This is a genomic window from Robertmurraya sp., assembly GCF_036676585.1.
Lineage (GTDB): Bacteria > Bacillota > Bacilli > Bacillales > Cytobacillaceae > Robertmurraya_A.
In genome coordinates this window covers 1-26,593 of sequence record NZ_JAKFCQ010000092.1, presented here as the reverse complement: position 1 = coordinate 26,593, position 26,593 = coordinate 1, and the positions used below count along the sequence as shown (strand labels likewise).

31 protein-coding genes are annotated in these 26,593 nt (G+C 40.5%); 13 read left to right on the top strand and 18 right to left on the bottom strand.

The genetic code is table 11. The features are described from left to right. Nucleotides 1–220 precede the first annotated feature (220 nt). Nucleotides 221–631, top strand: a complete 411-nt coding sequence (locus tag ACGLXV_RS12990) for a hypothetical protein (RefSeq protein ID WP_391558957.1) — start codon at nt 221–223, stop codon at nt 629–631. 71 nt (nt 632–702) lie between these two features. After that, nucleotides 703–1,053, top strand: a complete 351-nt coding sequence (locus ACGLXV_RS12985) for a hypothetical protein (protein WP_391558956.1) — start codon at nt 703–705, stop codon at nt 1,051–1,053. Nucleotides 1,054–1,345: 292 nt separating this feature from the next. On the opposite strand, the gene ACGLXV_RS12980 is transcribed toward ACGLXV_RS12985, so the two are convergent. The 5 genes from ACGLXV_RS12980 to ACGLXV_RS12960 all read right to left on the bottom strand — a co-directional run bounded on the left by ACGLXV_RS12980 (nt 1,346) and on the right by ACGLXV_RS12960 (nt 3,324). Further along, the gene (locus ACGLXV_RS12980) at nt 1,346–1,636 is read right to left on the bottom strand and encodes a hypothetical protein (RefSeq protein ID WP_391558955.1); all 291 of its coding nucleotides are present in this window, start codon (nt 1,634–1,636) and stop codon (nt 1,346–1,348) included. Between the two features lie 146 nt (nt 1,637–1,782). After that, nucleotides 1,783–2,235, bottom strand: a complete 453-nt coding sequence (locus tag ACGLXV_RS12975; protein WP_391558954.1) for a hypothetical protein — start codon at nt 2,233–2,235, stop codon at nt 1,783–1,785. Nucleotides 2,236–2,249: 14 nt separating this feature from the next. After that, nucleotides 2,250–2,609 (bottom strand): hypothetical protein, encoded by a 360-nt coding sequence (locus ACGLXV_RS12970; RefSeq protein ID WP_391558953.1) that lies wholly within the window; start codon nt 2,607–2,609, stop codon nt 2,250–2,252. Nucleotides 2,610–2,620: 11 nt separating this feature from the next. After that, a complete protein-coding gene (locus ACGLXV_RS12965; RefSeq protein WP_391558952.1) occupies nt 2,621–2,902 on the bottom strand; it encodes a hypothetical protein in 282 nt (93 codons plus the stop codon). A gap of 23 nt (nt 2,903–2,925) precedes the next feature. Further along, on the bottom strand, nt 2,926–3,324 hold the full coding sequence (locus ACGLXV_RS12960; protein ID WP_391558951.1) for a hypothetical protein: 399 nt from the start codon (nt 3,322–3,324) through the stop codon (nt 2,926–2,928). 178 nt (nt 3,325–3,502) lie between these two features. On the opposite strand from ACGLXV_RS12960, the gene ACGLXV_RS12955 reads away from it, so the two are divergent. Next, on the top strand, nt 3,503–4,417 hold the full coding sequence (locus ACGLXV_RS12955) for a hypothetical protein (RefSeq protein ID WP_391558950.1): 915 nt from the start codon (nt 3,503–3,505) through the stop codon (nt 4,415–4,417). 182 nt (nt 4,418–4,599) lie between these two features. On the opposite strand, the gene ACGLXV_RS12950 is transcribed toward ACGLXV_RS12955, so the two are convergent. The 7 genes from ACGLXV_RS12950 to ACGLXV_RS12920 form a co-directional block, all read right to left on the bottom strand. After that, a complete protein-coding gene (locus tag ACGLXV_RS12950) occupies nt 4,600–4,734 on the bottom strand; it encodes a hypothetical protein (protein WP_391558949.1) in 135 nt (44 codons plus the stop codon). Between the two features lie 310 nt (nt 4,735–5,044). Next, nucleotides 5,045–5,254, bottom strand: coding sequence for a hypothetical protein (locus ACGLXV_RS12945; protein WP_391558948.1), 210 nt, complete (start codon nt 5,252–5,254; stop codon nt 5,045–5,047). A gap of 109 nt (nt 5,255–5,363) precedes the next feature. Further along, nucleotides 5,364–5,561 (bottom strand): hypothetical protein, encoded by a 198-nt coding sequence (locus ACGLXV_RS12940; RefSeq protein ID WP_391558947.1) that lies wholly within the window; start codon nt 5,559–5,561, stop codon nt 5,364–5,366. Between the two features lie 5 nt (nt 5,562–5,566). Further along, nucleotides 5,567–6,616 (bottom strand): tyrosine-type recombinase/integrase, encoded by a 1,050-nt coding sequence (locus ACGLXV_RS12935; protein ID WP_391558946.1) that lies wholly within the window; start codon nt 6,614–6,616, stop codon nt 5,567–5,569. Nucleotides 6,617–7,147: 531 nt separating this feature from the next. After that, nucleotides 7,148–7,324: a hypothetical protein gene (locus tag ACGLXV_RS12930; protein ID WP_391558945.1), complete on the bottom strand. Its 177-nt coding sequence runs from the start codon at nt 7,322–7,324 to the stop codon at nt 7,148–7,150. A gap of 1,111 nt (nt 7,325–8,435) precedes the next feature. Then, nucleotides 8,436–8,762 (bottom strand): hypothetical protein, encoded by a 327-nt coding sequence (locus tag ACGLXV_RS12925; protein WP_391558944.1) that lies wholly within the window; start codon nt 8,760–8,762, stop codon nt 8,436–8,438. 305 nt (nt 8,763–9,067) lie between these two features. After that, the gene (locus ACGLXV_RS12920; protein WP_391558943.1) at nt 9,068–10,180 is read right to left on the bottom strand and encodes a helix-turn-helix domain-containing protein; all 1,113 of its coding nucleotides are present in this window, start codon (nt 10,178–10,180) and stop codon (nt 9,068–9,070) included. A 942-nt stretch (nt 10,181–11,122) separates the two neighbouring features. Between ACGLXV_RS12920 and ACGLXV_RS12915 the strand changes: the two genes are divergently transcribed. The 3 genes from ACGLXV_RS12915 to ACGLXV_RS12905 all read left to right on the top strand — a co-directional run bounded on the left by ACGLXV_RS12915 (nt 11,123) and on the right by ACGLXV_RS12905 (nt 14,239). After that, nucleotides 11,123–12,112 carry a hypothetical protein gene (locus ACGLXV_RS12915; protein WP_391558942.1) on the top strand — a complete coding sequence of 330 codons (990 nt, stop codon included), beginning with the start codon at nt 11,123–11,125 and terminating at the stop codon, nt 12,110–12,112. A gap of 578 nt (nt 12,113–12,690) precedes the next feature. After that, the gene (locus ACGLXV_RS12910) at nt 12,691–13,152 is read left to right on the top strand and encodes a hypothetical protein (RefSeq protein WP_391558941.1); all 462 of its coding nucleotides are present in this window, start codon (nt 12,691–12,693) and stop codon (nt 13,150–13,152) included. A gap of 334 nt (nt 13,153–13,486) precedes the next feature. Continuing rightward, nucleotides 13,487–14,239, top strand: coding sequence for a hypothetical protein (locus ACGLXV_RS12905; RefSeq protein ID WP_391558940.1), 753 nt, complete (start codon nt 13,487–13,489; stop codon nt 14,237–14,239). Nucleotides 14,240–14,935: 696 nt separating this feature from the next. Here ACGLXV_RS12905 and ACGLXV_RS12900 read toward each other — a convergent pair. Beyond that, nucleotides 14,936–15,442: a hypothetical protein gene (locus ACGLXV_RS12900; RefSeq protein WP_391558939.1), complete on the bottom strand. Its 507-nt coding sequence runs from the start codon at nt 15,440–15,442 to the stop codon at nt 14,936–14,938. A 379-nt stretch (nt 15,443–15,821) separates the two neighbouring features. On the opposite strand from ACGLXV_RS12900, the gene ACGLXV_RS12895 reads away from it, so the two are divergent. The 4 genes from ACGLXV_RS12895 (at nt 15,822) to ACGLXV_RS12880 (ending at nt 19,056) form a co-directional block, all read left to right on the top strand. After that, entirely contained in the window at nt 15,822–15,995 is a 174-nt protein-coding gene (locus ACGLXV_RS12895; protein WP_391558938.1) for a helix-turn-helix domain-containing protein, read from the top strand. A gap of 32 nt (nt 15,996–16,027) precedes the next feature. Next, nucleotides 16,028–16,663, top strand: a complete 636-nt coding sequence (gene darT, locus ACGLXV_RS12890) for a type II toxin-antitoxin system toxin DNA ADP-ribosyl transferase DarT (protein ID WP_391558937.1) — start codon at nt 16,028–16,030, stop codon at nt 16,661–16,663. An 18-nt stretch (nt 16,664–16,681) separates the two neighbouring features. Next, the gene (darG, locus tag ACGLXV_RS12885; RefSeq protein ID WP_391558936.1) at nt 16,682–17,722 is read left to right on the top strand and encodes a type II toxin-antitoxin system antitoxin DNA ADP-ribosyl glycohydrolase DarG; all 1,041 of its coding nucleotides are present in this window, start codon (nt 16,682–16,684) and stop codon (nt 17,720–17,722) included. A gap of 386 nt (nt 17,723–18,108) precedes the next feature. Next, nucleotides 18,109–19,056: a hypothetical protein gene (locus ACGLXV_RS12880; protein WP_391558935.1), complete on the top strand. Its 948-nt coding sequence runs from the start codon at nt 18,109–18,111 to the stop codon at nt 19,054–19,056. A gap of 742 nt (nt 19,057–19,798) precedes the next feature. Here ACGLXV_RS12880 and ACGLXV_RS12875 read toward each other — a convergent pair. The 3 genes from ACGLXV_RS12875 to ACGLXV_RS12865 all read right to left on the bottom strand — a co-directional run bounded on the left by ACGLXV_RS12875 (nt 19,799) and on the right by ACGLXV_RS12865 (nt 23,479). Further along, nucleotides 19,799–19,948, bottom strand: a complete 150-nt coding sequence (locus tag ACGLXV_RS12875; RefSeq protein WP_391558934.1) for a hypothetical protein — start codon at nt 19,946–19,948, stop codon at nt 19,799–19,801. 1,044 nt (nt 19,949–20,992) lie between these two features. Further along, on the bottom strand, nt 20,993–22,444 hold the full coding sequence (locus tag ACGLXV_RS12870; RefSeq protein ID WP_391558933.1) for a restriction endonuclease: 1,452 nt from the start codon (nt 22,442–22,444) through the stop codon (nt 20,993–20,995). A gap of 54 nt (nt 22,445–22,498) precedes the next feature. Further along, nucleotides 22,499–23,479, bottom strand: coding sequence for a site-specific integrase (locus tag ACGLXV_RS12865; protein WP_391558932.1), 981 nt, complete (start codon nt 23,477–23,479; stop codon nt 22,499–22,501). A gap of 185 nt (nt 23,480–23,664) precedes the next feature. Here ACGLXV_RS12865 and ACGLXV_RS12860 point away from each other — a divergent pair, with 185 nt between their 5' ends. Then, entirely contained in the window at nt 23,665–24,273 is a 609-nt protein-coding gene (locus ACGLXV_RS12860) for a hypothetical protein (protein WP_391558931.1), read from the top strand. Between the two features lie 39 nt (nt 24,274–24,312). Continuing rightward, nucleotides 24,313–24,978: a hypothetical protein gene (locus ACGLXV_RS12855; RefSeq protein WP_391558930.1), complete on the top strand. Its 666-nt coding sequence runs from the start codon at nt 24,313–24,315 to the stop codon at nt 24,976–24,978. Between the two features lie 86 nt (nt 24,979–25,064). Here ACGLXV_RS12855 and ACGLXV_RS12850 read toward each other — a convergent pair whose 3' ends face one another. Both ACGLXV_RS12850 and ACGLXV_RS12845 read right to left on the bottom strand, forming a co-directional pair. Next, on the bottom strand, nt 25,065–25,331 hold the full coding sequence (locus ACGLXV_RS12850; protein ID WP_391558929.1) for a hypothetical protein: 267 nt from the start codon (nt 25,329–25,331) through the stop codon (nt 25,065–25,067). Beyond that, on the bottom strand, nt 25,324–26,097 hold the full coding sequence (locus ACGLXV_RS12845) for a ParA family protein (RefSeq protein ID WP_391558928.1): 774 nt from the start codon (nt 26,095–26,097) through the stop codon (nt 25,324–25,326). The genes ACGLXV_RS12850 and ACGLXV_RS12845 overlap by 8 nt, the downstream gene beginning before the upstream one ends. 312 nt (nt 26,098–26,409) lie before the next feature. On the opposite strand from ACGLXV_RS12845, the gene ACGLXV_RS12840 reads away from it, so the two are divergent. Next, nucleotides 26,410–26,593: hypothetical protein (locus ACGLXV_RS12840; RefSeq protein ID WP_391558927.1), on the top strand; the 184-nt coding region annotated here is incomplete at its 3' end.

Sequence of the window (26,593 nt, the reverse complement as noted above, 5' to 3'; positions counted from 1 at the left end):
GAGAAAATGGTCTCGTTAGATTCTTTAAGACCACTAAAACATTCTTAACGTTGTTAAAAATGGGGGAATTGTCTTGAAAATGGGCTTAGCGTTGTAAATCCGCATTTTCCTGACGGTACCCCATAAAGAGATTCAACGTATAAATATTGAAAATGAAGATAATTCTGTTAAGCTATAATAAGGTATCCAAAAACTACATATCCCCTCAGGAAGTATATTTATGACATTAGCTCCACCCCCGTTGAAAGAATTACCTCGCCCAAAACCTCAGCGGTTGAACTCCCCTCCCGTTCCCCCACCATCCGAGAATTTCTCACTTTCACAAAAACATTTTATATGGCTCTCCCTTGAAAAACGAGGTAAAAAATGGTTTGTTAAAGAAAAAAACGGAAATCCCCTTATTGCTTCTGATCATCCGATCACTGCCCTCTACAAAACTGTTAAGAAACTCCTTGATTTCAGCCCGCATTCAACTATTTACTATGATCACAACTGCACTCAGACCATTCGCTATTTCGAAAAAGCTCTCCGAAAACAAAAGTTGAATTTGAGCAGAAGAGATTACTTATATAACCAATTGATGTTTCTAAAAGATGCTCCTTATCGAAAAAAAGACAAGCCAAAAGAATGATAGGTACAGCAGAATTTTTGGAATGGTAAAAAAATTCTTGCAGACTTAATTTGAGAGTGAAGGTGTCGGGAATGGAGCACGAGTTCGAAGAATATTTTCAGAAAAAACTAGAAGAAGACCGGGAAATGATTGAGGAGCTGCATTACACTATTGATGAACTTAGAAACATCTATCGCCAAGAGTATGAGTGGAAAAAGAACATGCCCGTACTAGACTTAAAACTTGAACCACAACCACTGGATTACGATACCGTGAACTACTATCTTCCTGAAAAATGGGAAATGCCCAGGGAGGGTAAACTGCTGTACAGTGACGAAGAGTTGCTTAACGTCCTCAAACTTATCATTTATAATCTCGGAGCCCAAAAAGCTCTCGACTCGATCCCTCGTGAGTTGCTCGAACAATATCTAACAAAAGAATAAAAAGCGCCCAGATCCGTGATTCAATAACGATGCCAAAACTCGATGATCACGTTCACGTTGTGAAAGAATTCTGTTGCGAATTCCTTAGAAAATTATCAATGTGAAAGAATTCTGTTGCGAATTCCCTTTGCTAGAATTATTTGGCAACAAATATCCACGATAGAAGCGGACCTTTGATTGGCAGCAAATCAGAAAAAATCGTGTGGAAATAACAGTTTTAGAGAGGTGGCCTACGGTCCGAACCGCCACCCCTAATGATAGTCAATTATGGGGGGAGAGATGTCTAACTCATCTACTCCTCACCAGATGCAGGATCAGCCGGTGGAGGAAGAACCCGGCCCTTTCCATCTACAGAAGGGTGCCACCAGAAATTTTGGTCAGCGCAATACTGAGCTTGTACCGTATTCACCCATTGAGCACTGTCCAGTGCCGCTTCTGCCGCCATCGTGAGCAGGGTTGCCGGGGCAAGATCAGTGGATTTCGAAAGCCTATTTAATTTCCGTTCTAGCTCATTCGTGATCGATACGCTCTTTCGCACGATTCGTTTTTTGCCTACTCCTCTTTTACCTCTCATTCCAATCATACCTCCTCTCCCTATGAAGGAGAAAACTTGAAACTACATCCATCACTGACTGATGCATACGTATGGAGGAGACGAGATATGCCCGGAATGTTCATAAAAAATAAAAGAATGATTACTCAAGGTAACCCTTCTTCAATCTCGTTCGATTATTTATTTTGATTAAAATCAGACATGATATTTTGCCAAATCTTATCCTCTTCTTCTCGTTCTCTTTTATTAGCTTCCTGAATTAATTGGTTATCTTCTTCAATTACTTGAGTTACTTCTCTATTTTCAGGCAAATGTTCCAAGAAATCTTTGACCAACTCGATATTCGATATATCTGCTATGTAGTCTGGCTCAGGTGAAGTGTTGCGGATGAGTTCACCGACTTCATTTAAAAGCAAAGCCACAACCTTATCACTGATATAGTAGTCCCCTTCTTTTTCAGGGAATGACATAGGATTATTAGTTGCCGCTATCAGCGTTCTTGCGGCCTTAACAGCTAAATCCAACCCACCGAAATGAGCCAATTGTTGGTCATCTATCCCCTCACAAGTTATTTTAATAGGTTCACCTTTGCGATCTATACTATTAATCGTGAAATTACTCTGTTCCATTGTCTAATTCTCCTTTACAGCTCGTCCGCTTCTTCGTATTGTTCCTTTACCAATCTATAAAAGTAATTCTCTCCCCCAAGATACTCACGAAGGTTGTTGAAGAAGATTTCTTTGATTGGATCGTCTTCACCATCACGCCAAATGGACATATCTCCAAGTGTTTCCCAAATTCCGTTTACGAGTGCTTGCTTGTCTTCCGGATTCTCTTCGAAATCCTCCTGGTAATCTTCAACTAAATCAGAGGCCCAATATAGCAATTCATCGTTTACACTTTTAAGATATTCGTCGGAATCATATTTTGGGCTTTGCGACGCTTCTAAAACCATGCGTACTAAAAGCTCTATTGAAACTGGAAAAAAATTACTACTTAACATATACTCTCTCCTTAAGCTTCGACGAGATCATCCAGTTGTACTTGCCCAACTCGACCTGTGTCCTCAAATTTAATTTTTACTTGATCGGGGCCGAGTTTACCTTCTACAAAACCGACCAGGACTCCAGCACGTCCTCTATGCTTTAATTTCTGAGGATTGAGAGGTTCAACTCGATATCTATTGCCGTGGATCAATTCTGTTTTACTAACTGTCTTTCCTTTATCTTTCCTTGTAACCAAAACTCTTTGAATGCCATTCTCGTCTTGATACGAACTGACTTCAGTTAATCTCATAGTACAGCCCCCCTCCAGATCGGTTAAATTTTATTTAATACGTCCATCTGATGCTTAAATTCTTCCTTAGTTGGAGGCTCGTCACTGGCACGCTTCAGATCAGGCAATTTCTCAATAATACGGCTTTCCGTATCAAGTGTTTTTCCATTTCCTAATTGAGTTCGGAGAATCTCACGATTACATGACTTGCAAACACAATAGACAACGGCTTTATTTTGCTCGGATACGAGGAAAGCCGATGCACTAGCCGCGCCTTTTACGCTATGGTTATATACCTTGAATTTCTGACCACAGCGAGGACATTGATCCCCGTGATAGTCGATCCAACGAGTATCTACTTGATATCCCTGAGACTCAATTTTCTCTTTTACATGCCGCAGAGCCTGCATAACCTCAACATCATACAAAAACTTCCGATCCATGTATGGTTTCCCCTCTCTATTTACAGTTAATTACATTCTATCATTTTTCAATAGCTTTTGATCTCGCATCTTTTTTGTATTTCCATAACTTTCATGATAAAATATGGTTAACAAGGTTAACTAGTTAACCATTGATATATCAGTGTTTTATGGTTAACCAATAGGAAGGAGGATAACGATGAGTAGTAAAACATACGGAGTAAAAGTTTCAGAAGAAATGTATGACCGGCTTAAGGCGGCCCAGGAAGCATCCGGTTTAACCGGGTCCGAGTGGATGGAAGGGCTTCTCGCGGTAGCCCAAATGCAGGAGATGAAGGGGGATGCAACCTTTTCCAAGGACGTATCTGAGATCGAAACCCATACCCAACGCATTGTAAACATCGTGGCTAATATGATCCAACGTGCGGCGTTTGAACGAGAGGGTATCTTGCACAAAGTGGAGGAAATGAGAGAATCCAAGGACCAAATTATCGCACGTCTCCAAGTCGATTTATCTGCATTGGAGGTTCGGACCCAAGACGCGGAGAAACTGGCCAGAGAATCATCCCAGGAGAAAGTGGATGTCGAAAAACAAATTGAGCAACTGCAACAATCGGCAGCCACTACTACTGCACTGGTAAAGCAGTATGAAGAAAAAATCCAAACCCTGACCGGAATTGTAACGAAGTATCAAAGCCAAGCTGACGAAAACGAAGCTCTGCAACAACGGATCCGCGAATTGGAACAGGACGTGCACAGCTTAAAACAAACCGCCCAAACCCAACAGTCGGAAATGGATCGTCTCATCATAGATCACCAGCGAGAATTAGAGCGGACGAAAGAACAACACGAGACGGCCATTCAGCACCTTCAAGCCGAACTAGATCGTCTCGCCAAAGACCACCAGCAGGAATTAGATAGAATCAAAGAACAACACGAAACAGAAAAAAAGCAGCTTGAACTTTCTGCTAAGGAACAAGTGCTTCAGGCCCGCAGTGCATACCAAGAAAAACTTGAGCAAGTCAATGAAGCTCACAATGCCCAACTCAAGGACCTATACAGCGAAATGGATCGGTTGCGTGCGAAATTAACCCATAAACCCGACACTAACTAAATTTGAAATATCCATAAGCCCCACCTAAGACAGCCGCCATAGTCAGTAGCCTAAAAAGAGGGGATGGTAGTTTCTTGGTAAGAATAGCAACAGCCACACCGGGAACAACCATCCACACCACAAGCTGTAACAACGAGCTGAACAAAGGGGAAAAGTCAGCACTCAAATCTAAAGCCATGTCATCACTTCTCCTTTGCCTCCAGGTCGGCTAAAAGCATCTCCCGTTGCATCCCTTCAAGATTATCAAAGCGTCCGTTCATTTGGTCTCGTAGGCTCCGGATTTCTTCCCGAATGACCGATCTAATGAGTTCGGCCAATTTTTTTTCGTCCATATTTCCCGCCCCTTTCTCTATTCCTAATAACCAATGTACCACGTTTGGGTGGGACAAGAAGGAGCAACCTCTATCTGTAATCCACCTTTGAATAAAGATTGTATGTAGGGGTAACAAAAGAATGATTTCTTAACGCCATTTGCAAATCCCCCATCCCCCACAACCCTTGGTATCTTGTATGGGATGGGGGATATTGGTGTTATATACAGGATTTTATGCACCGGTTCAAAACGTTGATTTATCAACCCTGTACTACTTTGAGCCATGCATAAAATCATGGCTCCCCTGGCCATCGTTAATCTCTAGTTGGCGAAACTAAAATTTGTAACCCTATTTTTTCGCCGTAGTCCCACATTTTGACCCAAGGATAGGTATCGGGGGGTAAGATAAATAATCTTTCTTCCAGCGGTTGAATGGGACTTTGGTCTACCTCGCAACCGTGAGTTAAGGTAGCAGGGTGGATAGAAACAACTCGCCCGGTATCATTGAAAAATTTGAACTTCACCTAATCACACCCCTTTGAAATAAAAAAGCGACCCATTCCAGTGGATCGCCCGCCAAACCGCCTTCTAACCCTTCTATTTTACCATACTTTACCACCGAAATAACAGTATCTACCGTCCCTCTCGCAAATCTACATCGAGGTAATGTTTGGCCATATTACGCAAATCGTCCAGGGCATCCCAGTATTGCTGATCCGTCATCCTACCTGATGCTTTGGCAGCCGTAAACCTTGCGTGAGCCTCCTTAATCAGATACTGCACAAACTCCTCTTTGTTGCCGATGTTCCATCCATCGAGCTTTAAGTTCATCCTCTTTACCTCCCCAAATATACGACATAGAGTTGGGTGCGCCCAGGTCCGTGTCCAAGATCGTCCATAACCTTATCCATTGACTCAATTGACGCTTCATACAATTCTCTCTCATTCTCACCAAATCCGTAATCCTTTTCCTCACCTTTTCGGATATTTTCGATGATACGATCCTTTGCTTCGATGATGTCCTCACGGTCAATCTCATACTTTTCAGCAACCTTTTCAGCGTATGTTTCAATCGCTTCTCTTGCAAAGGTGTGTCTTGTGCCGTGAAATCCGTGGGACTCGATCCCTGCATCCTCACACGCTGTCCTAAAGCTATCGGTCAATGACCGCTTTGAGATACCGTCAAAAATCCGATCCCCTTTCTCCTTGCCAGCAATCAGCTCGCGCACCTTTGGTCGGTATTCCTTCGGAATCTCTTTTATACGACCTCTCGCTCCCTTTGTTTGTCCTTGGGATTCGCCATCCTTAAATTCCAAGTACATGTGCCGACGAGTAATGACGATATTCTCCACCCGCAACTCCACCGTTTCACGAAGTCTTGTCCCAAGCTCAAAAGAAAGCTCCGTTGCATCCTTCTCATGTCCATCCATCTCGGACAATATCTGCTCCCTTTCCTCAACCGTGTAAGACCGATCCTTCGGAGGATTCGTCTCATTACTTACACGACCGCCAGTAGAAAAGAAGTCAACATCCAGCTCGATCCCTTCGTTCTTTGCTTCTTTGATGATTCCTTCTTCCAACTTGCGTAATCCATTCTGGATTCCTCCGATCCAACCTTCGGATACTTCCCCCCGCTTAAACTCGATGTACTCCTCATACATAGTGCGGTCAATCTCACGAATGTCCCGAATTTCATACTCTTGCTTACACCACCGCGCAAAATTGATTGAGGATGAAAGGTACTGCTTGAGCGTATCCCAATTAAACGTCCCTTTTACGTTGGACTTACCATATCGTGCAATCTCTTGACGTTTTGAATGTCCGTACCTCTCGGTAGCTTGTAAGGCGGTCTTACATTGATGGACAATTGATCCTCTTTTACCCATCGTTTTCCCCTCCTTTCGTATGTGTGCGACCCCGTTTTTGACAAGGCTATCGCAAGCCCGCCATAAAATTATGGCGGGCTTGCCGTAAATTCGTAAGAATCACCTTACTCGTAGTCTTGTAGGCTGTCCCTTCGGGACGTCTGCTCGACCACTATCACGGCTATGTACAGAAGCTGTTCAGCGAATCACCCTCAGATGACCGCCAACCTTGTCATCTTACTATCTTACTTAGGTGACGAAAGGTTACGCCGGTTTCAAGACTCGCTAGCCACACCACCGAAGTGGAAATATCCGAAGATATTGGCGACTTATGCGGAACGCTACTTGCTGTCCCTTGGACTTGTAATCTACTGCAACGGATAATAGGTCACGCCTACAGAGGTACAAGTGGTACTGCTATTTAGTTGTGTGTGATACGAGTAAAACTCCGCTAATTGATGCGGTGAGGATTGGTGATCATGACGACCAACCGTAAGTAAGCAACTAGAAGTTAAATATAGAGCAGATGTAATATCTGCTCATCGTTTCAGATCAAGCGTTCATTTCCTTTTCCTCGATCAAGCACAGGTAATATTCGAAATCATCCAACGATACCAACGCCCATAGAGGTGCAGGAAAAATCTTCTCAGTAGGGACAACCCCATACATTCTTGCAAATACATCACTTTCAAGAGCTAATTCAACCTCTCGTTTTTCACTTCTTTTCATCGTATAAAACCTCCTTAATTTTAATGTTATCCCTGACGCTGCTACATCCAATAGGACATCCGCGATAAGCGCGTAACGGTATTCGATGCGGTGCTACGTACTGGATATTGATTGACATTCGATTCATCCCTCCTTGTTTTTGGTGTGTGGGTAAACGCAAAAAAGACCCACGATTATCCGTGCGTCTTTGGCTTTCCGTCAGGTGGTGGTACTGACCCATTACGGACAGTGGTACACCCCATTGGATATATGTGATTGACTTTCAAGGTAACAGATACGTGCTTTTATGGTACTAAGTCGCTGTCCACGTAAGATACGTCATCAGCTAGACACTTCCCCGTTGTTGTCCTCGTATGCTTCTCTTTGATCTTGCTAGAGAGTACGTCCACAATCCCCTACTATCACCGATCATATCTGACTCCAGATACTCCGCTTGCAGGTCGAGCTTGTCTGCTTGATGGGTTCAGATGGTAATACTTGAATATACTACCAGTATACACCATTTTGACCGACATGACAATACCTAGGATTCGTGTTACACATTTCAAAAGAGCCGTCAAAAGCGACCCAATCGCAGGACTTCCCCCGAGTAATAATCCCGCATAAGGATCGACCCTTCGACGCCTTCCTCCTCCCACTCCAACGGGATGTGCTGTCTATGCCGATTCCAGAGCGATTCTACACCCTCCAGACTCGTCCACATTGGACCAAAAATACGGCAGGGTACTTTCCCCACGGTTATCGCTTCTACGATCACAAAACGGCTGTCAGACACGGCAGAATCAATCTGAGTGCGTTGGTTCCGCTTGGTATCTTCGTCATCCATCCTCCACCGTTCCAGAGCTTCGGGTGTCATCCGTTCTAAGACCCTTCGATCGTACAGAGGTACCCATACCCGATTTCTGCGTGATCCCGTCTCGAATCTATGGACAACAGGGAGCCGACCATCCCCCTCCCACCGCTTCCGCTCCGTTTTTGTGCAGGAAAGTACCGATTCTACCACGGATGGACTGATCCCACATCGGTCGGGGTACTCATTGATCGCTCTTTCGTGAAATAGGTTGTGCAGCTGTGACCCGTACACCGATTCTGCGAAAGATACAGCCGTACTCTAGTCCGCTCCATGCTCCGCTTTATCCATGTCGGTGAGGGGGTGGACACCCCCGACCCACTCGACAATCTTATCCGCTGTCCATCCGTAGAAAAAAGAGCGGAGGTTGATAGGGGGGATCTCTCCGAGCTGGGGGAGCGTGGGTTCTTCCTTCGGCTCCTCCTTCGGTATCAATATCCTTCGCAGATACTCCGATACAGACACACCAGCGTCCTCCACCCCCGCCCAGAAGGCAGGAGGCATGGACAGAGCGACCCTTTTCGCCACCAATCCGCTCCCAGGTCGTCCCGCCCCCTCTCGTTTTCCTCCTCGTCTATGCTTTGCCATACCGATCCACCTCCCGTTATTATCGCATCTAAGAATAATGTTACACGATTCACCAGAGGAAGGCACGGTGCTTATTTGTAGCGGTAACGACATCAAAAGGATGTACAGAGTCGGTACAGATTGATTAACAGATCGATTCTATAGGCGTCTAGGAACCTCGTAGAGACGTTTTACCGACAGACCCGCAGTTTCACACCTTCATAGACCCTATCAGACACCGTAGAATTGATCCTGTGAGGCCAAAGGGGTATATACGCCCCCTCCGATATGACCGCAGGAAAAACATAGTGTGTGATACGAGGTTTTTAGTCGAGCTCCCCGAGTGCGCGTAGTAGCTCCTCCGCCTGAGCTCTTTGTTCTTCGTCCAATTCCGCAGGGACATCCTTGGATCGTTCAATGTAGGATTGCTCCATATAGTAGGGGAGTTTCTTCTTCGGCATCTGCACAACGTTAGACCGTGACTTTGGTGCGGTAGGCTGGATCGGTTGGTCAACATGGACAAGCGGTTTTTCCCCAGACAGGATATGCTTCGTCAGGAATCCTGCGTTCTGGATCGAAGCTCCAGACGGAGAACAAGCGTAATCCACCCATTCTTGTACGTGGTCAGCGTTGGTCTTTTCGATCCAACTGCGTATGGTCGATAGAGTGGTTGGCAGACCCCGTGTGTCTAACTGTGTCTTGATTGATTGTACAGCTCCCTCGTCAACAAACTTACCAGCCTCCACGCCAGTGTTGTTATTATTCGCTGGGGGAGTGGTAGGTGCTGACGGTTCACCCAGATCGAAAATACTAATCTGTGATGCAGGTTTTACAACAACAACAGCGTCAGCGTTCTTTTCTTTTTCGGTAGGGTTGATAGTTTCACAAGCCGTCTTGGTATCCCCTGTTGTTGTTTTATTAATATCAGTATTTAGTGATTCATCATTACTTAGTAATAATAAATAATTAGTAGTGTCGGAAAATCCGTCGACGGATTTTCCGTCCACGGATAAACCTCTTGTGGCTGTAGGCTTCGATCCACTTCGCTTGGACGTTTTCTTCGACTTACAATCGGTACTTTTTTCGCTTGGAGGAAGGGGCGATTGATCCCCCTGAGGTACTTCGTAAAGGACACATTCTGTGTTTGAGAATCGTCCTTTTTCGTTCTTCAATTGGTAGCGGATCAGGTACCCGTGTTCCTCCAATTCTCGTAATCCTGCTCGGATAGAGTCACGTCCGTCCGCACAATGCTTGACCAGATCGGGGACAAAAATTCTCCAGTCATCGGGTTTCGATAATAAATACGCCAGAATTCCCTTCGCTTTCATAGATAGTGCGGGGTTGTCCAGTCCGTGCTTATTCATCGTAACGTATGGGTTGTTTCTGTCTTTTGATACACGAATAATCGTCGGCTTGCTTGCTTTCGTTTTCATTGTCATAAAAATCCTCTCCCTAGTTCAAATATTGTTTGGACTAGAAAGGTTGCCTACCGAAGTGTTACAATACTATTAATATGATAGGTAGGTCACCATCCAACGAAGGTCTAGAGTTGCCGCTTTAGACCTCTTCATACGTCCATTAAACAAACAAAAAAAGCTAAGAACATGGAGTTCTTAGCTTTTTTGATTGATATGCAAACCAAAAAGCTAAGAACCCACGTTTCAAGACATGTCAAACTAACGGTATTGAACCGTTGTGACATAATGAATGAACATGTGTGTGTTCTTAGCTATCTTCGTCTGCTCATTTGGGACGTACATAGCCTAAGTATCTATAGGAATATTTTACAATACAATTTATGAATTGCAAGTTGTTGACTATGAAGTTAGCTTTAATTGGTAGATTGAATATAATCTACTTGACTCATTAGAAGAACGGTCTGCTGTTTTGTCCAAAGTCCATCCTTCATTCCTCTGTCACTAAGAAACCTGTATCATGGATAAAAAGCAAAAAAGAGGGTAAAGATGAAAGTAAAATAATCACTGGAAAGGTGAGGTACATGAAGTTAACTCCAAAAGAAGCTGCTGAATTGAGCAAAAAAATATCTGATCATTCGAAAAAAAGTCCATTAAACATAAAGAAATAGCCTGTTCACTAATTGTGACAGGCTATTTCTCTGTCATGCGTGCGATCCAAGTAGTATATTAAAACCAAAAAAGAGGATGAAATTTAAATCTGCCAATTTAGTTTAGAAGGATTTTGTCGATGTTTGAAGAATTTACTATAAATGAGAAAAAGCCCTCATGTCTGGGGAGACCGGGCTTTCTCTACGACATAGACCTTAGGAGAGGTCTGCTCATTTTTAATTGTTGTTAGATATATTCTATCAAAATGGGCAGATTCCTTCTAGTGTTTTAAAAAATTGGAGGGAATTTTTTATTATGAGTTCAGTAAAATTTTTGCACGCTAGAAAAAAGACTCGTGATGAGCTCCGCTTACCACAACAACATTTTGTTGCTATGGATGACTGGATAAAAAAAATCGGAAATGATGCGTATGTTGCCTGGCTTACTTTTTACACTTGGGCCGATCGAAGCAAGGAAGATAGAGAAGCAGATGCTATTCCGAACTCCATGAACAAAATCGCCAAACGTTTAGGTGTAGGTAAAGAAAAATTCTACCAGAAGATCATTCGACCCCTTTGGAATTACGGGTTTATTGATCTTCACGAGATCGAGATAAAATCCAATTTAAAAGAAAACCCAGTTAATATCATTGTCTATGAATATCCTCAAAATAGTCCCGACCTGGCAACTAAACCATTGGAGATAGTCAGAAATTACGATACTGACTATAAGCCGGCTGAACGGAAAGAAAAATCAGCACAAGCCAAAATCCCTAGTTCGAAAATCGAACCAGAGGAGAAATCAGTTCCTAGTTCGAAAATCGAACCAGACTCTAGTTCGATTTTCGAACCAGACTCTAGTTCGAAAATCGAACCGAATAATGTTAAAGAAAATAATGTATTAAAACATAATGTATTAATCAACAACAATGTTGTTGATGATTTGCTCAATCAATATGAAATTAAGGTTAATAAAACGACTCTATCAAAATGGCTTAGTCTAGCAGATCAAGAAACTATTCTTGAGGTAGTATCAACAGCCATTAAAAAACCTGATTGTAAAAATGTAGTTGGCTATGTAACTAGAATACTTACCAATGGATACACTCGACCGATACCCGGTTCATCTTCAACTACGTCAAAACAAAAACATAGGGAATTACCAGATTACATAGTAAATCAAAATAACCAAGCAACAGCTGCCGTGATCAACCCGGATCAACAACGTGAAGTCCTCGACCTTTTCTTAAAGTTAGGTGAAATTACAAAGGAAGAGTACGACCAAAAGTGCAAAGAGTTGGATTAGTGCGGCCGTACTCCTTGATCTTAGGGTTAAAAATGAAATTACTTCGACCCTTTATTGTTTTGATCATTTCCCAATGGGAGGTAGCATGACCTAACTGGACAGAAATTCACACACTTAACCGTATTGGAGTTAGCTGAAAGAGCTTCGGTTAATTGGCAGTGTCTTTGTTAATGTGGAGAAGAAAGACTGATTTTTACTGATTAATTGACTAGTGGCAAGTCTAAAAGCTGTGGCTGCAAAAGAGCTGAAATGCAAAAACAGACCCATATGAAAAGTGGGTTCAACTCGGTGTATAACTTAAACAGATATTATGATAGGTATGAAGCCTATCGAAAAGCGTTAGAGTATATCGCCTATTACGGTCTTGGATCACAGGATCCGGTCGCCATAAAGCAACGAGAGGTTGCAAGGAATACCCTAGAAAAACACTGATATAAATAGTCTGGCTGGTGAAACGAAGATGCAGGCGAATTTGAATTTTAGAAATGGGGTAATGGAAGATGTCAGAAGAAATAAAAAATCAACTTCTTGAGGCAATAGAAGAAGGACAGTAGCTTTCCCATTTGGAATATAACAATTTGAGCCAGGATCCCAAGGTTCAAGAATGGGTTGATAAGTGTGATTCCGTCCTTACTGTTTTGTTTGGAAAAAAGTCTGATGAACGTAAGGGTTTTAGAAGTGCAGATTTTCCTGTTGGTAAAATCTCAACGTTGCAAATGCTTGCTGCCAAAGTATCGGTTAAGCTCATATCTAAATCGCCTTCAACCATCATTAATGTAAATCAAACCCAAATTACTACTATTAAGAATGAAATTTCACTTCAAATTTTACTTAAAATCGAGCATTCTAATTTTTCGGAAGAAGAAAAGAAAGAAGCAACAGACTTATTGAAAGAAGTGAATGAAGAAGTTCAGAAGTCGGAACCGAATTGGAAGAAGGTAACCGACCTTTTAAAAAAGAGTTTCGACTATGGGTTAAAGATTGCTCCAGATATCGTGAAGCTAGCCGATGCTTATTACAAGGCTAAAGGTGGAGTTTAAGGAGCTTAACTTTAAAATTTTTATGTTTACGGACTGACGGGGTCAGCAGTGACCCTGTGGGTAGCATTAACGGCGCATCCAATCTTGGCTGCAGGTTTCATAGCCTTCGTATTCTGTATTCTTACATTGTTGAGATTTATCAGCATGAATTTGTACGAAAAAGCTATGAAGGAGGAGTTGTCTATGAAAAATAGGACATTGTTTGCATCGGCTAGTATCGAAACCCTTTGGGCTATGTTAGTCAGCACCTCGGTGGGCATCGCCCTGCTCGCCCCGTGAGTTCGTAAACAAGTAGTAGCATTTTTTCAATTTTGTAGAAGAGAGGAATTAAGGGATGGAATATAATTACTACCTTCCGAATGAGGAGGATTTTCTTTATACGATTTCAAGTTATTTAGCAGCTCAACAAGATGAAGATGACTGCGAGTTAGCTGCCCTTTTAAATTTTACGGAAATATCTTTTATAGGAACGGACCAGTTTTCACGTAATCGCTGGAACTGTTATTATGCGATTTTAACTGTTTTTGTTCCGTCATTAATTTTTAAAAAGTTCCATAAACGCCACAAAGATCGCTTGTATTTTTTGTGTAAAGAATTTATGCCTCTTGACGCTGGGTATGAGATATGGGAAGTAAATTTTAGTATTCGTTTACAAAGTGCGTATTTGGGATGGCGTGATGAGGTACTTAAACAACTGATCGGGCAAGGATTGAATAATCAAGCCAGTTTTCCTTCTTCAAACCAACCCTTTGTGGAACATGAAGGGATTCGTTTCCGATCCTTATCGGAGAAAAATTTGGCCCCTCACTTCCAAGCATCGGGTGTTCTATTCTTTCCCCTGCCATTAGCCGTCTGTGGTAACCAACGGAAGGAACCTGACTACCTAGTCTGCAAGTATGGACGTTGGGCAATTTTAGAAGTAGTTTCGGATCATTTTCATCCTAGCGTAGAACGAGAAGCGGATCGAACCATATGGTTCCAGAATCATCATGTTTCTGTAAGACAATATCCAGCCGAACGATGCTGGCGTGATCCGCATAATGTGGTTCATGATTTCCTAAATTGGATGGATGGGTTAGGTAGATAGGAAGGAGATGATCAATTGATAATCATCAATGATCATCTGTTCCGCAAAGTCTGCAATCGTTGCATTTCATACAGGGATAGCAGGGATTCAAACCAATCCTTTGATTTCAAATAGCTTGCTTCGATCATGGCCGCTACTTTCTCTTTCACTTCCGTTGATACTTTTACTCCGAATGACGTCTGACATTTCTTATCCCTCCAGTTAGTTAACCTAAAAATATTGTTATACCAATCGTTAACCAAGTTTACTTAGTTAACATTTACCACTTCATGCTTTCGATCGAAACAGGAGAACAAAAGAAAAAGCCGACACTCTTGGCCGACCGGAAATATTTTTTGAGTTATGTATAAAGGGGTATACTCTTAGGCAGAATAGTGGATAAGAAGAAGTCTGCTATTTATTGAAGCCTTCCGAATTAACACTGGAGGGCTTTTGTATTGTGTTGTTCAGGTGTGTATCCTAGAAGTTTAGTAATGACCATGAAGGATGCGCTACTAGGGAAACTACTCTTATATAATCGCAAAGAGTTGAAATGTCGGAGGTGACCATCTTTGTGGGTGGGGATGACCAAAGGGTAGCGTGTCATATTACATGTAAGCATTCATATAGTGGTGCGCCGCTTATATCAACGTGGCACGCCACTGCCTCAAATAGCTTTTATATTTATAGATATTGCAACGTAATATTATGAGTGAGTTATTGGTTAACCTTAGAATACGCCCATAACGCTTGGTCAAGAGTCCGCATATCTACTTCACATTTGTCGGCCAAATTTCTACAGTAGCTGACGTATTCAAACCAAAAATCAAAATTATAGCCCTTCCTGGGAACATTGGAATTTAATGACCATAAAGCACGAAAATCTAAAATTGGATATCTATCGGTGTGTCCAAAATGTAAGAGTACAGAAGCAGTAGGCCAATCAACTCCTTTTAAAAGAGTCAAGATTTCGATTCGTAACCTTTCATCACTTGTAGAGAGTGCAACTTCGGTGATAATACGAATATATTCTTCGCTGTTTTGCCTGGTATGATTTTGAGTTCTTGGGCTTTTCCATCTGCAAATTTTTAAAAAATCCTCTTGTGCAAAGTAGCCATCCTCTTTAACTTTTTGACCGATCTGGATTATGTCCATATCATCCATATAATCATAACGAGAAGACCATTCAGTCACCTTACTAATATCAAATTTTAGAGAAAACATGATATCTTCTCCCTTCCTTCTATAATTACATGTCCAAGCTTTTCTCTTTAAAGTAGCAAGTACTGTAATATCTTGGTGAGTGTAATCTAAGATTTTTCCACCACAATTATATTACAAATTGAATTCCTTTTTCGCTATAAAGTAGGGGTATTGAAATCAATCATACATAGTGTATTTTCTCATTTTCGTAATTTCATATTTTTGTATTTACAAATATAAGTTTTTTCTTATTTACGCATTAATGACACCTGAAATCTTGGCTAGTTTATTTGATATTAAGACTCTAGTGGACTATAATGGACAAAATAGGACAATAGGGGGAGGGATCAGTGATATGACAAAACAAGATGTAATGATACCAGTGAGGGGGCACTTATAAATGGAAGACAAGATTTTTACTCCCGCACAGGTCGCTGATCGTCTTCAAGTAGCCGAAAAGACCGTTTATCGTTGGTTGGACTCCGGGAAATTGAAGGGAGTCAAATTAGGTAGATTATGGAGAATTAGGGAAGAAAAATTAGAAGAATTTCTTCAAAAAAATACACCGGAATAATAAATACCGGATTCTATGTCAGAGGTAAAAATATGTATCCTATACCAACTCCTATTTACCATATGACGAGTGGCAGAAACCTTCGGTCCATCCTTAATAATAAGGGTCTATTGTCAAATTCAGCCGTAAAAAGACTTGGGATAGGGTATACCAATATCGCTTATTCCAATGTACAACAGCGTAGATTGAACACCGATGTAAAGCAGCCCCCATGGGGAAATTTACATGACTATGTACCATTTTATTTTGCGCCTAGATCACCTATGCTCTACACTATTCATAGAGGTAATGTCGAAGGCTATGAAGAAGGACAAGAATACATTATTTATTTAAAAACCACGGTACAGATGATTGAGGATCATGGTTTAGACTTTGTATTTACAGACGGCCATGCCATTTTGGATATTAGTGATTTTTTTAAGAATACCGAAGATTTAAAGCATGTTGACTGGGATATTATGCAGGAAAAATACTGGGGTGAGACGGATGATGATAAAGACCGACCGCGCCGGAGACAGGCTGAATTTCTAGTTCATGATTTCGTCCCCTGGACTTTAATACAAGAAATTGGTGTGATAAACATCCGATTCAAAACAGCTGTAGAACGAGTCTTACATGACTATGAAGATATAACCCCAGTTTCTATTCAGCGGAACTGGTACTACTAGGAGAAGGAGGTGTATCCGATGATCGAATATACAAAAGGGAATCTTTTAGAAGCAGATGCAGAAGCTTTGGTTAATACAGTGAACACAGTGGGGGTAATGGGGAAGGGAATTGCTTTACAATTTAAACAGGCTTTTCCAGAAGTGTTCAAGGCTTACGAAAAAGCTTGTCGTGCCGAAGAAGTGAAGACCGGAGAAATGTTCATTGTCCCTACTGGATCAATGTTCAATCCGAAATATATTATCAATTTTCCAACCAAGCAACATTGGAAAGGTAATTCTAAAATGGAATTTATTGATAATGGTTTAAATGCACTGGTGAAAGACATTAAACGCCTTAGTATTCAGTCTATCGCCATACCTCCTTTGGGCTGTGGTAACGGGGGATTGAATTGGGACGATGTACGACCAAAGATTGAACAGGCGTTTGCAGCATTACCAGACGTTCGGGTGCTTTTGTATGCACCCGCGGGAGCACCCGCTCCGGATCAAATTAAGATTGGAACCAACAAACCTCATTTAACAACTGCGCGAGCTTTGTTTATTGCGTTAATGGAAAACTATGCTATTCCTGGTTATAAACTGACGCTACTTGAAATTCAAAAGCTGGCCTATTTCCTTCAGGTAGTAGGAGAATCCCTCAACCTTCGATTCGAGAAGAAGTATTATGGACCATACGCAGAAAATTTGAATCATGTTCTAATTCGATTAGAAGGGCACTATACAAGGGGATTTGGAGACCGAACGAGGGATGCAGAAATATTCCTTTTACCCAATGCTGCAAAAGAAGCCATCGAATTCCTATCGGATCACGAAGAATCCAGAAAACGGTTGGAACGAGTAAGTGAAATCATTCGAGGGTATGAAACACCCTATGGCATGGAATTATTATCTACGGTTCATTGGGTGATGAAAGAGAATCCTTCAATTGCCACCAATTATGATGGAGTGGTAAAAGCTGTACAGGATTGGAGTAGCTACAAAAAGAAAACGTTTAGAGAAAATCATATTTTAAAAGCATGGCAGCACTTGAACCGTTTAGATATAGTGCTTGACGTGTAAGAAAAAAGCACATCCAAGTGATGTGCTTTTTTGTCTTATAATCATTTAGATCAACATCATTTGCAAATAAGCATTTTTCATAGCTATATCGTAAAATTCTTACTTCAACAAATTCATAAATACATAAATACATAAATACATAAATACAGTTTTAATGATTTTCTTATAAACCATATCAATAACTACTATCTACTAATGGGTATTTGCAAACTTAAAAAATGGTAAGTAACTCTAACTGGCTCACCAAGAGAAAACACAAAACATTTGAAAATAAGGGTATCTAGACTGCTCGAAAAGAATGCTATTTCAGCGTTTTTTTGTGTTCATTTTTTAGAATTTGGCTAATATACATCATTAGATTAATATAAAGAAGGAGAAAAGATAACATGGCAGTCTATTATAGTTTGGGGTTAGATATTGCAGGGGTCACCACCGATACAAGCTCTTTGGTAATTTCAAGAAAAGTTATAAGTAGCCGAGAAATCGAATGTATCCTACTAGGCAAATTACCTAATGATCGGGAATGTGCTAGACGATTACGAAAAAACAACAAAAAATATGCGTCAGTCAGCAGCCTAAAAAAGATCTTAGAGTTGGCAACAGTGGATGAATTAGCGGAAGAACAAACAAAGTTTATTCAAGAGCAATTAACAGAAGTCCGAAAGAATCATTGGCCTCTTCTCCCAAGCAGCATTCCCCTTGTGGTCGATACACCACTGGATACAAGGGAACTGTTGCCTTTTCTTGGATTCCACCGAACTTCTAAGATCAAGGCACATATCAAGGGTATGAATTCCTATAATGAGTTAGTCAAAAGATCCATAGATGAATATTATGAGGGCAGACCACCTTACGCTGATCTGATTGGATCTGTTCCTGTTCGGTTCAAGACTATTCTGGCCTATAGTAGAACTCCTTATGTGCTTGCGAAAAACCTCTTTGAGACATATCCTAGGGCTTGCATCAGAGAACTCAACACAGTAATCCCCACCCATCCTTTACATGAATTGGGGTACGGAGGATCGGCACATTGGACAGGTTTAGCTTGGACAAGCCCAAATAATAATCTTTTAGATAATATTAGAGGGATTGGAATTGTAGGTATGCCAGGAGTAAGGGAAATCCTTACAGATCATGAATTGGATGCCATCCTTTGCAGTGTGGTAAATCTAAGTGGGAATCCCCCCTCTTTCAAGCCAAACCCGAACCATATATTGTTTCAGAAGTCGCAATATCTAAAACGAGGAGTTAATCTAAACCGTGGACTACCAAAAGGATATCGTGTAGTAGCATACCTATATTGGGATATCATTAAAATAGTAGGTAGAGTTTAGAAGTAAGGATGAGAGTGCACCTTTGGTTGCCCAAATACAAAAGAGTAGCTCAAACAGTAGAGGTGCTCTTTTTCTATGTCACGGGTCTTTGATAGATTAAGTAAGTAGATAATCCTCCCGACCAACTTCCTTCACCGCAAGGTTGGTAGGATTATTCAATACAATGTCATCCTTCTTTTTTTAGTGTCCCTCTATAATTCTTGGAGAAATAGTCACAGCTTCTTCAGCATCATAAGCCAGGACTAGTTGGACATATTTTCTATGTTCGATTAAACAATAGTCCGATACTTTATTATTGATTCTCCCGCTATTATTTTTTATCAATGACCAGTAATAAGTTGTTCGTGTTCATTATTTTCCTTCAATCGAACAAGAGGAGAAAGAAGCTAGCAAAACATGGATTGATACTTGGGTCAAGTCCGACGCTACAGATGGAATAGAAAACGGTGACGATGGAGATTGCGAAGATGGAGACTAAATAAGCACCTTGGTACTAAAAACGTCATATTTTAATGAAATTACATATGCAGACATTAGAATTAAGCCCATTTTTTCAGAAATTAAGCCGAAAATGTTGGCAAACAAGGAGTCTATGCTTGTCCAATTCAAGAATCAGCTTATTGTTAAACAGGTGACAGACGCAGATCCGCACACTGGGTCTAATCACATCATGCGAAGGAGAGCCCAAAATGAAGGAGCCCCCGCATGTTTTCTCTTTTTAATCTGTATAATGGTGATAGGATTATTTCTTTTTATTTTGGTTCTCCTGACGAGCAGTGATCATGAAAGTAACTATGTCAGTCAAGTTACTTAGATCATCCAATGTCGGGAGAGCCTCTTTTTGATCTCCAAAGACCAGAACCAAAGCAAGCAATAAAGCAGACATCTTCATTTTCTTCACCTCCTTTCGTTACTTCATATAATCAATAAAGCAGGGCTCCTATTTTATAATAGGCGGGAATAAAAAATTTCTAACGCATCCCCGTAAGCAATGATACAACTTGAAACAGATGCAAAGTGTCATGATGCCGTCAAAATCCTGTCAGATTCTTTCCAACGCACCTATCTTAATCCCTGTTCATGGTATGTTGTTATTGCAAAGCCTCTCGGCAACCCATTACCATCAAGAAATCAGCAGCATTAAACCGATTCATTAGCTGAAAAGGAAGTGCACCTATAACAACATCTAAAGCTCCGCACATAATCTATAATGAATTTCCAAATCTATCAGGATTTATCCCATCGATAGATTATTCATCGATCAACCGATCTTATACATACACTTCACTATCGCTAGAAAATGATGTTGTCTAATATATAGGGAAACCAAGCGATTTTTTAACAAGCCCCTTACTTTATATATATGATCTTTTTGTATGTAAACTTCCTTGTAATATAGTTGATGCAAATAATGGCAACACAAAAAGGCAAGGACCGTTCTCCTTACCGAATGATTAAAAGGCGCATAACTGGAAATGAATTCCGGTTTGTGCGCCCTGTTAATGTCTTTTCCTGTCCTGCCAATACTCAGCTAATGCCGTTGTGATGTTTATATGGTGCTGTCCGATGATCAACTTTTTCATTTTACTCTTGGTTTTAGGAGATTCTATCACATCCAGTGAAGCTTCCCCACTAAACAACGCAATGAGCAGTCATTTTTCCTTCCATTCCAATCCGTCATATGATGGTTCAAACAGAATCAAGTTATCAAACAGATTAATGTTGAAGAAATTATTCGCTTTATCATTCCACAGTCGATACTCCAGACGCCATCAATCCATTAATTCTATCTTATGTGGTTTCTAATAAGCGCATCATCCTTTTAATCGGAATCCATTTCTATGATCGATGTCACCCATAATAGTTATGCGATCAAACACAATCTGAAATAAGGAAACAATGTATTCGCCACATCAGACATTGAAAAGTATTCATTTTAACTTTCATCATGGTCACTTTTATTCCATTCCCAAGGTTGAGGAGCCTCATCTAAAACCAATAGCCGGATATATCCTCCTCCCAATTCATCGGCAAGTTCACCGATACCGATCCTTTCAATAATGTTTTCTTGCAGTATTGCTTCTTTATCATTTTTCACGACAATAGCTTGTTTAATCTCTAGTTCTCTTAAATCACGTGTTTCATGAAAGTAGCTAGTAAAGAAACCAGAATTAAAATCACGTTTCAAAGAATTAAATAACATCCTAAAGAAGTGGTTCTTGTCATGGATATCCATTTGTTCGTTTCTTATCCCCTGTTCGTGATGAGTGATAATCATGGGGTCAGGTTGTAAGGATCTTAATAGTGCAGTTGGAGATAAACGAAGTAATTCAATTGCCTTAGTCTTTTCCTCCTGAGACATGGGCAATCCCTTTTGAGTTTCCTGTATATGACTGAAAAGTTCCTCGTTGATGTGCTTGTCGTAAAAATCACCACCTAAAACATCGAGAAGAATTTTTCCGGTTAATATAAATCTATATATTTCTGCAATCGTGGTGTAAAATGATTCATGATCTTCAGAAATAAGTTTTATGGAGGAATCATTAAGACTAACCCAGCCCTTAATATTTAGTTCGTGCGCTGCTTCTTTTAGCTCTGGTTCCTCAAAGGATTCTTCTAGCTTAGTTGCAATATCAATCGTTTTTTCGAAATTTGTTTCACGATTATCATCCAAAATTAAACTCCACAAAATGATCTTTTTACCTAATATTGCTCTTTCTTGCGCTTCTATTTCCGTTTTCAAATCAATAAATATCTTAACTGGCAAAGTTTTTTGTAACATATCACAAAGGATTGTAATATCACCCGATAAAAAATTACCAGATTCATCAAGAACGGTGTACGTATCATCTCCGAATATAGTTACCCAGAAAACTTGATTATTGTAGTAACCGACTTCTAAATGTTTAATGATTTTGGGAGTAAATTTGCCTATGACCTCAGTAATCTTTTCCATTGAACATAATCCGTATATATCACTTGCGATGGACAATATCCTTTCACCAGTGACGAGGTTTATGTTAGTTCTATTTTGAAAAAGATCATCGTAATTTCCTGCGACGTTACCGTTCACTCCAGATAAAGCAATAAAGCAACCAAACACTTCTTCTCCTAATTTAGCTTCCTCAAGGTATATCTTTCCTAGGAATTTTAACCATTCACTCATACCAATCGTGGTTTTATATGCTTTACATTCACAAAGTAATTTCCTTCGAGTAACTCCTCCCATACCTGGAAATTGGTATTGCGCACTTACATCAATTTCTTCGCCGCCAGATCCGACTAGATTATTAATGACATTCGTGTAACCGAGGTGTGTCAATATTCTAGATGTCAAACGTTCTAACTGAGTTCCTTTATCATCATTTGTTTGACCAAGTATTATCATCTTGAACCTCCATCACTTTTGGCGCTAATAGAAGACTAAAGCTACTTAAATCAATTAAAGTCCAATCCCGGTAGCCGCATTATCTTGAAATACGGATGCTTCTCTTATATATTTTCGAACCGTAGTTACAGATCGGTGACCGGTCTGTTTCATAATGGCTCGTTCACTTTTCCCTGCTAGGTGAGCAGAAGTCACCAACCCTGCACGTAAACTGTGACCGGAATATTTACGAACATCTAGACCTGCTAACTCTGCGTACCTTTTGATAATGAGAGCTACGGATTGATCAGAAAGCCTTCGATCCCTCACTTGCAAATGTCGGTTGATCGGGCGAAAAATCGGCCCCATACCGATGTTTCCCGCCTCCAACCAGTCCTGAAGAGAACGTACTGGACAAGTGTCCAGGTTTCCGCCGTAGGGTATTCCGACCTTTCGACCTTCTCCTTCTTGATCCACTTTCGATTTCCGCTGATGAATAACTAATCCTTCACGAGTAAATTCAATATCTTCTTTATTTAATGCGACGATCTCACTTCGCCTGAATCCACCAGCAAACCCAATGAGTAGTATCGCTCGATCTCGGATTCCGATATTGTTACTCGGTAATACCTCAATCATTAATCGGATATCGTCTATGGTTGCTGGTGCTTTGCCTTGCTGCTGAGTCCCATGAACCCGTAGAATAGATGCCCATAAGGTCCGAACCAGTGGGCTATGTGTAGGACTTTCATAGTTAGCTGCTTGATGAGCCTGGGAGATGGCACTAATTCTTCGCTGGATGGTACTTGGTTTGTAATTAGCTGCTGCCATCGAAGATAAATAATCAGAAACGGTTTCTGGGGTAGCCGGTAGGAAGGTTCTATCGTTATCGATACACCAATCCTTAAAATGCTTCCAATCCGTTCGATAGGATTTGATTGTGTTTTCCGCTTTGGCATGTTTGAGGTATTCTTTTGTGGTTTCAGAGATCGGTTGAGATAACCCATTATACCGTTCTATGATTTCTGAACTTGTGGCAAGTAGTGAAATTTGCATGTCCGTACCTCGCTTAACTAGCGATACCATTCCATTATCGTTAGTTAGATTTTGGTTATTATTGTATATGGTTCCTTCTCGACTGTCAATAATAATAACAAATATATTTGACACATATTAATAAATATATTATATTGTCATTAAATTAATCACATATTAATTAATGTAAAAGGAGTTGAAATGTTATGAGAAATTTTTGGTTAGTTCGTCCTAATCCTCATAATCACTACGCAATGGGTTATTTCCTGACAAAGCATCGTATCGCTGTAGGTTATCCGTTAGGAGAAGATTTAACCGATCACAATTATAGGGATATCAAGATTTTGCTTGAGGGAAAAGGATGGCCTGCTGGATTGAGTAATGTCAATATATTGGTCCGTGAAATGAATCCAGGAGATTGGGTCATCGTGCCTGATGAGAATGGAAGGGAAGTCTATATCGGAGAAGTTACAAGCGACTACAAATATGTAGAGGAATTAGATGAGGATAAACCGGGATCCGGATTCCCCCATCAACGGGAAGTCGAATGGTTTTTTGATGGAAAACCGTTTTTGCGATCCGAACTTCCTGGTCCCATAAAGGATTCATTACGCTATCCAGGAGCTGTGGCAAACTTAACCAAACACCTGAGCCTGATGGAAGAAACATTAGGAGTGGAAGTGGAGAATGACAGTCTGGATCGTAATTCCACCGAAGAAGTAATCGATTTTCTATTGAGTGTTGTTAAGAATGAGGAGATAGAGATGGAAAATCGTTTGAGAGCTGCTGAAATCATACTAAATTCTAAAAAATAAAAGGTAGACACAAAATAGGATAGGAAAGGTAGAGTTGATATGTCCGATGAAAACAATCAAAGGTTAGATATTTTCAAGAAATCAACGGCCATTAGTAATGCATTAAGAGACTTTAGGATCAATCCAGTAAATCATGTCCCTGTGATTCCGCAAAGCAATATGCAAGAAATGATCGACAAGATTGATAAGGCCAATCAAGCCAAGTGGAAGAAGGAATTCGAAAAAGAACAGCGAGATAGGGAGACCCTTGCTGCTATAAGGGAACAAAATGAACTGCTTAAGAATTTTCCCGCGGGGACAACATACAATACGAATAACAACATCGTGAACAGTCAGCTCGAGTCATTTCAGCAAAATATCGGTGGGAACAATGTCAACCAACAGATTAATACACAAACCGGATTGAATCCTAATGAATTAATCGAACTGATTTCTTCATTAAAAGAGGTCTTTTCCTTTCTTCCTGAAAAAGACCAGTCTGTGGCCAATCTAATGGTTGAAGAATTTGAACAAGAAGTTCAACAGGATAATCCTAAACCAAGCACACTATTGGCTTTTAGTACTTATTTATACTGCAAGGTTATGGATATGATCGAAAATCCTGGTAGGGCACTTACATCAGCAGAAGGAACACTGACTCAAGTCTTTTCTATCAAGGATAAACTGAAGGAAATTATGGCGAGTCTTCAAAATTTTATCGGCTGAATCTAAGACCTGGGTTAATCTAATCCAGGTCTTCTCTAATTATGGGGCTAATGAAGCGAGATTTTACTGACACTACTATAGCGATTCTATTTCTTTTGCTCGTCCATATACTTTCGTAAGGCTGTGACCACGACATCCACCATCTTAGTTTTATTTTGTGTGGCAAAAATCTTTAATTCCGTGTGAAAATCCTCATCAAATTCAAATGTTGCCCTTTTCTTAATTACAGTTTTATTCAATAGTTCATTTTCGTATTTATGAATTTGTTCATTTTCAGTTGGATTTAGTAATTCTGCATGAGCGCCGCTTCGTTTGTTTGCTACCTTATCCTGTATTGCTTTTAATTTAGACACGATCAATCAACTCCTTTAAGAAATCATGGTAGGGCTCTACCGCTTGCTTTAATTCGGTATTCTCCAAAAATCCATTAATGCTCAAACGACCAGTTGCCGCTTTTCGATGAATGATGGTTTCAAAAGCCAGACCTTCATATTCTTGTTCAACCAGATCGATAAGGGCTTTGTTATCTACACGTCTGTTGTCGATCATCACACGTAAAATCCCCGCTATTTTAAGATCTGGATTAAGCTTGTCCTGAATATGGACAATGGTTTCAATAAATCGCTCTAATGCAGAATAGCAGAATTTCGAGGACTCAAATAACGCTATTACAGCATCAGATGCTGCCAAGGCATTGATGGTTTGATCTCCCAGAGCCGGTGGTGTATCAATTATTATAAAGTCGTAATCATTTTTGATAGAATCCAACGTTTCTTTTAGGATGAGGCTTGGATTTCTTGTTGGGTGTTGTTTTTCATATTCCCGGTAGACCCACCGTGAGAATGTAGCGAGCAAATCCTCCGCGGTAATTATATGTAGATTATCCGTAATGCGATGTATATACTTTTCAGCTAACTGTTCTTTCAAAGCTTCAAGGATTGTTCGACCAGTGAAATCATAGATATCCTGTTGGGTTAGTAATTCAGTTAGATTTCCCTGGCTGTCTAGATCCACAGCTAGCACTTTATGTTCTTGGCTGAGTAACCAGGCACAAACGCCTGCGGAAGTGGTCTTTCCCGATCCTCCTTTTTGCACACCGAAGGTAATGACTTTCCCCATGATGTATCCTCTCCTTTCCCTCTATGAATACTAATTCTCGATTGGTTACTTTTTTCCTACATAAATAAGAAAAAATATATAATCTTATTTAAATTTTTATGTTTATAAGAAAAACTGCATTTGAGAAAATGGATGAAAAAGTACACAGTACACTCTACCTTCAACATTGCAATATATCCTTTCATACAGTATACACACATATTTTTGATGACATGGAGGAAGCGATGAATAATTTCCAATGTGAAAAAATGGAAGGTATTCTTCAATCCCGTCTCGAATCTATTATTAACGGAGTAAGAAAGGAATGAAATAATGGTAGAGTTACGTAAAGAGTTTCAGGCGGAAAAAATATCTGACGAAGTACAAGCATTAATAGGGGTAGCGTCAGGAAAATGCGGATTTACAACGATAAGGAAATTCCAAATTAAAAAGCCCAACTTCTCTGCAAATCAAAATAGAGAAATTGAGCTTTTCAGTTACTTCATTTATTTATTGA

Excerpts from the sequence above, each read along its gene's own strand:
- ACGLXV_RS12990 (WP_391558957.1), top strand. The coding sequence starts at position 221 with ATGACATTAGCTCCACCCCCGTTGAAAGAATTACCTCGCCCAAAACCT.
- ACGLXV_RS12985 (WP_391558956.1), top strand. The coding sequence starts at position 703 with ATGGAGCACGAGTTCGAAGAATATTTTCAGAAAAAACTAGAAGAAGAC.
- ACGLXV_RS12980 (WP_391558955.1), bottom strand. The coding sequence starts at position 1,636 with ATGATTGGAATGAGAGGTAAAAGAGGAGTAGGCAAAAAACGAATCGTG.
- ACGLXV_RS12975 (WP_391558954.1), bottom strand. The coding sequence starts at position 2,235 with ATGGAACAGAGTAATTTCACGATTAATAGTATAGATCGCAAAGGTGAA.
- ACGLXV_RS12970 (WP_391558953.1), bottom strand. The coding sequence starts at position 2,609 with ATGTTAAGTAGTAATTTTTTTCCAGTTTCAATAGAGCTTTTAGTACGC.
- ACGLXV_RS12965 (WP_391558952.1), bottom strand. The coding sequence starts at position 2,902 with ATGAGATTAACTGAAGTCAGTTCGTATCAAGACGAGAATGGCATTCAA.
- ACGLXV_RS12960 (WP_391558951.1), bottom strand. The coding sequence starts at position 3,324 with ATGGATCGGAAGTTTTTGTATGATGTTGAGGTTATGCAGGCTCTGCGG.
- ACGLXV_RS12955 (WP_391558950.1), top strand. The coding sequence starts at position 3,503 with ATGAGTAGTAAAACATACGGAGTAAAAGTTTCAGAAGAAATGTATGAC.
- ACGLXV_RS12940 (WP_391558947.1), bottom strand. The coding sequence starts at position 5,561 with ATGAACTTAAAGCTCGATGGATGGAACATCGGCAACAAAGAGGAGTTT.
- ACGLXV_RS12935 (WP_391558946.1), bottom strand. The coding sequence starts at position 6,616 with ATGGGTAAAAGAGGATCAATTGTCCATCAATGTAAGACCGCCTTACAA.
- ACGLXV_RS12930 (WP_391558945.1), bottom strand. The coding sequence starts at position 7,324 with ATGAAAAGAAGTGAAAAACGAGAGGTTGAATTAGCTCTTGAAAGTGAT.
- ACGLXV_RS12925 (WP_391558944.1), bottom strand. The coding sequence starts at position 8,762 with ATGGCAAAGCATAGACGAGGAGGAAAACGAGAGGGGGCGGGACGACCT.
- ACGLXV_RS12920 (WP_391558943.1), bottom strand. The coding sequence starts at position 10,180 with ATGACAATGAAAACGAAAGCAAGCAAGCCGACGATTATTCGTGTATCA.
- ACGLXV_RS12915 (WP_391558942.1), top strand. The coding sequence starts at position 11,123 with ATGAGTTCAGTAAAATTTTTGCACGCTAGAAAAAAGACTCGTGATGAG.
- ACGLXV_RS12905 (WP_391558940.1), top strand. The coding sequence starts at position 13,487 with ATGGAATATAATTACTACCTTCCGAATGAGGAGGATTTTCTTTATACG.
- ACGLXV_RS12900 (WP_391558939.1), bottom strand. The coding sequence starts at position 15,442 with ATGTTTTCTCTAAAATTTGATATTAGTAAGGTGACTGAATGGTCTTCT.
- ACGLXV_RS12895 (WP_391558938.1), top strand. The coding sequence starts at position 15,822 with ATGGAAGACAAGATTTTTACTCCCGCACAGGTCGCTGATCGTCTTCAA.
- darT (WP_391558937.1), top strand. The coding sequence starts at position 16,028 with ATGTATCCTATACCAACTCCTATTTACCATATGACGAGTGGCAGAAAC.
- darG (WP_391558936.1), top strand. The coding sequence starts at position 16,682 with ATGATCGAATATACAAAAGGGAATCTTTTAGAAGCAGATGCAGAAGCT.
- ACGLXV_RS12880 (WP_391558935.1), top strand. The coding sequence starts at position 18,109 with ATGGCAGTCTATTATAGTTTGGGGTTAGATATTGCAGGGGTCACCACC.
- ACGLXV_RS12875 (WP_391558934.1), bottom strand. The coding sequence starts at position 19,948 with ATGAAGATGTCTGCTTTATTGCTTGCTTTGGTTCTGGTCTTTGGAGAT.
- ACGLXV_RS12870 (WP_391558933.1), bottom strand. The coding sequence starts at position 22,444 with ATGATAATACTTGGTCAAACAAATGATGATAAAGGAACTCAGTTAGAA.
- ACGLXV_RS12865 (WP_391558932.1), bottom strand. The coding sequence starts at position 23,479 with ATGCAAATTTCACTACTTGCCACAAGTTCAGAAATCATAGAACGGTAT.
- ACGLXV_RS12860 (WP_391558931.1), top strand. The coding sequence starts at position 23,665 with ATGAGAAATTTTTGGTTAGTTCGTCCTAATCCTCATAATCACTACGCA.
- ACGLXV_RS12855 (WP_391558930.1), top strand. The coding sequence starts at position 24,313 with ATGTCCGATGAAAACAATCAAAGGTTAGATATTTTCAAGAAATCAACG.
- ACGLXV_RS12845 (WP_391558928.1), bottom strand. The coding sequence starts at position 26,097 with ATGGGGAAAGTCATTACCTTCGGTGTGCAAAAAGGAGGATCGGGAAAG.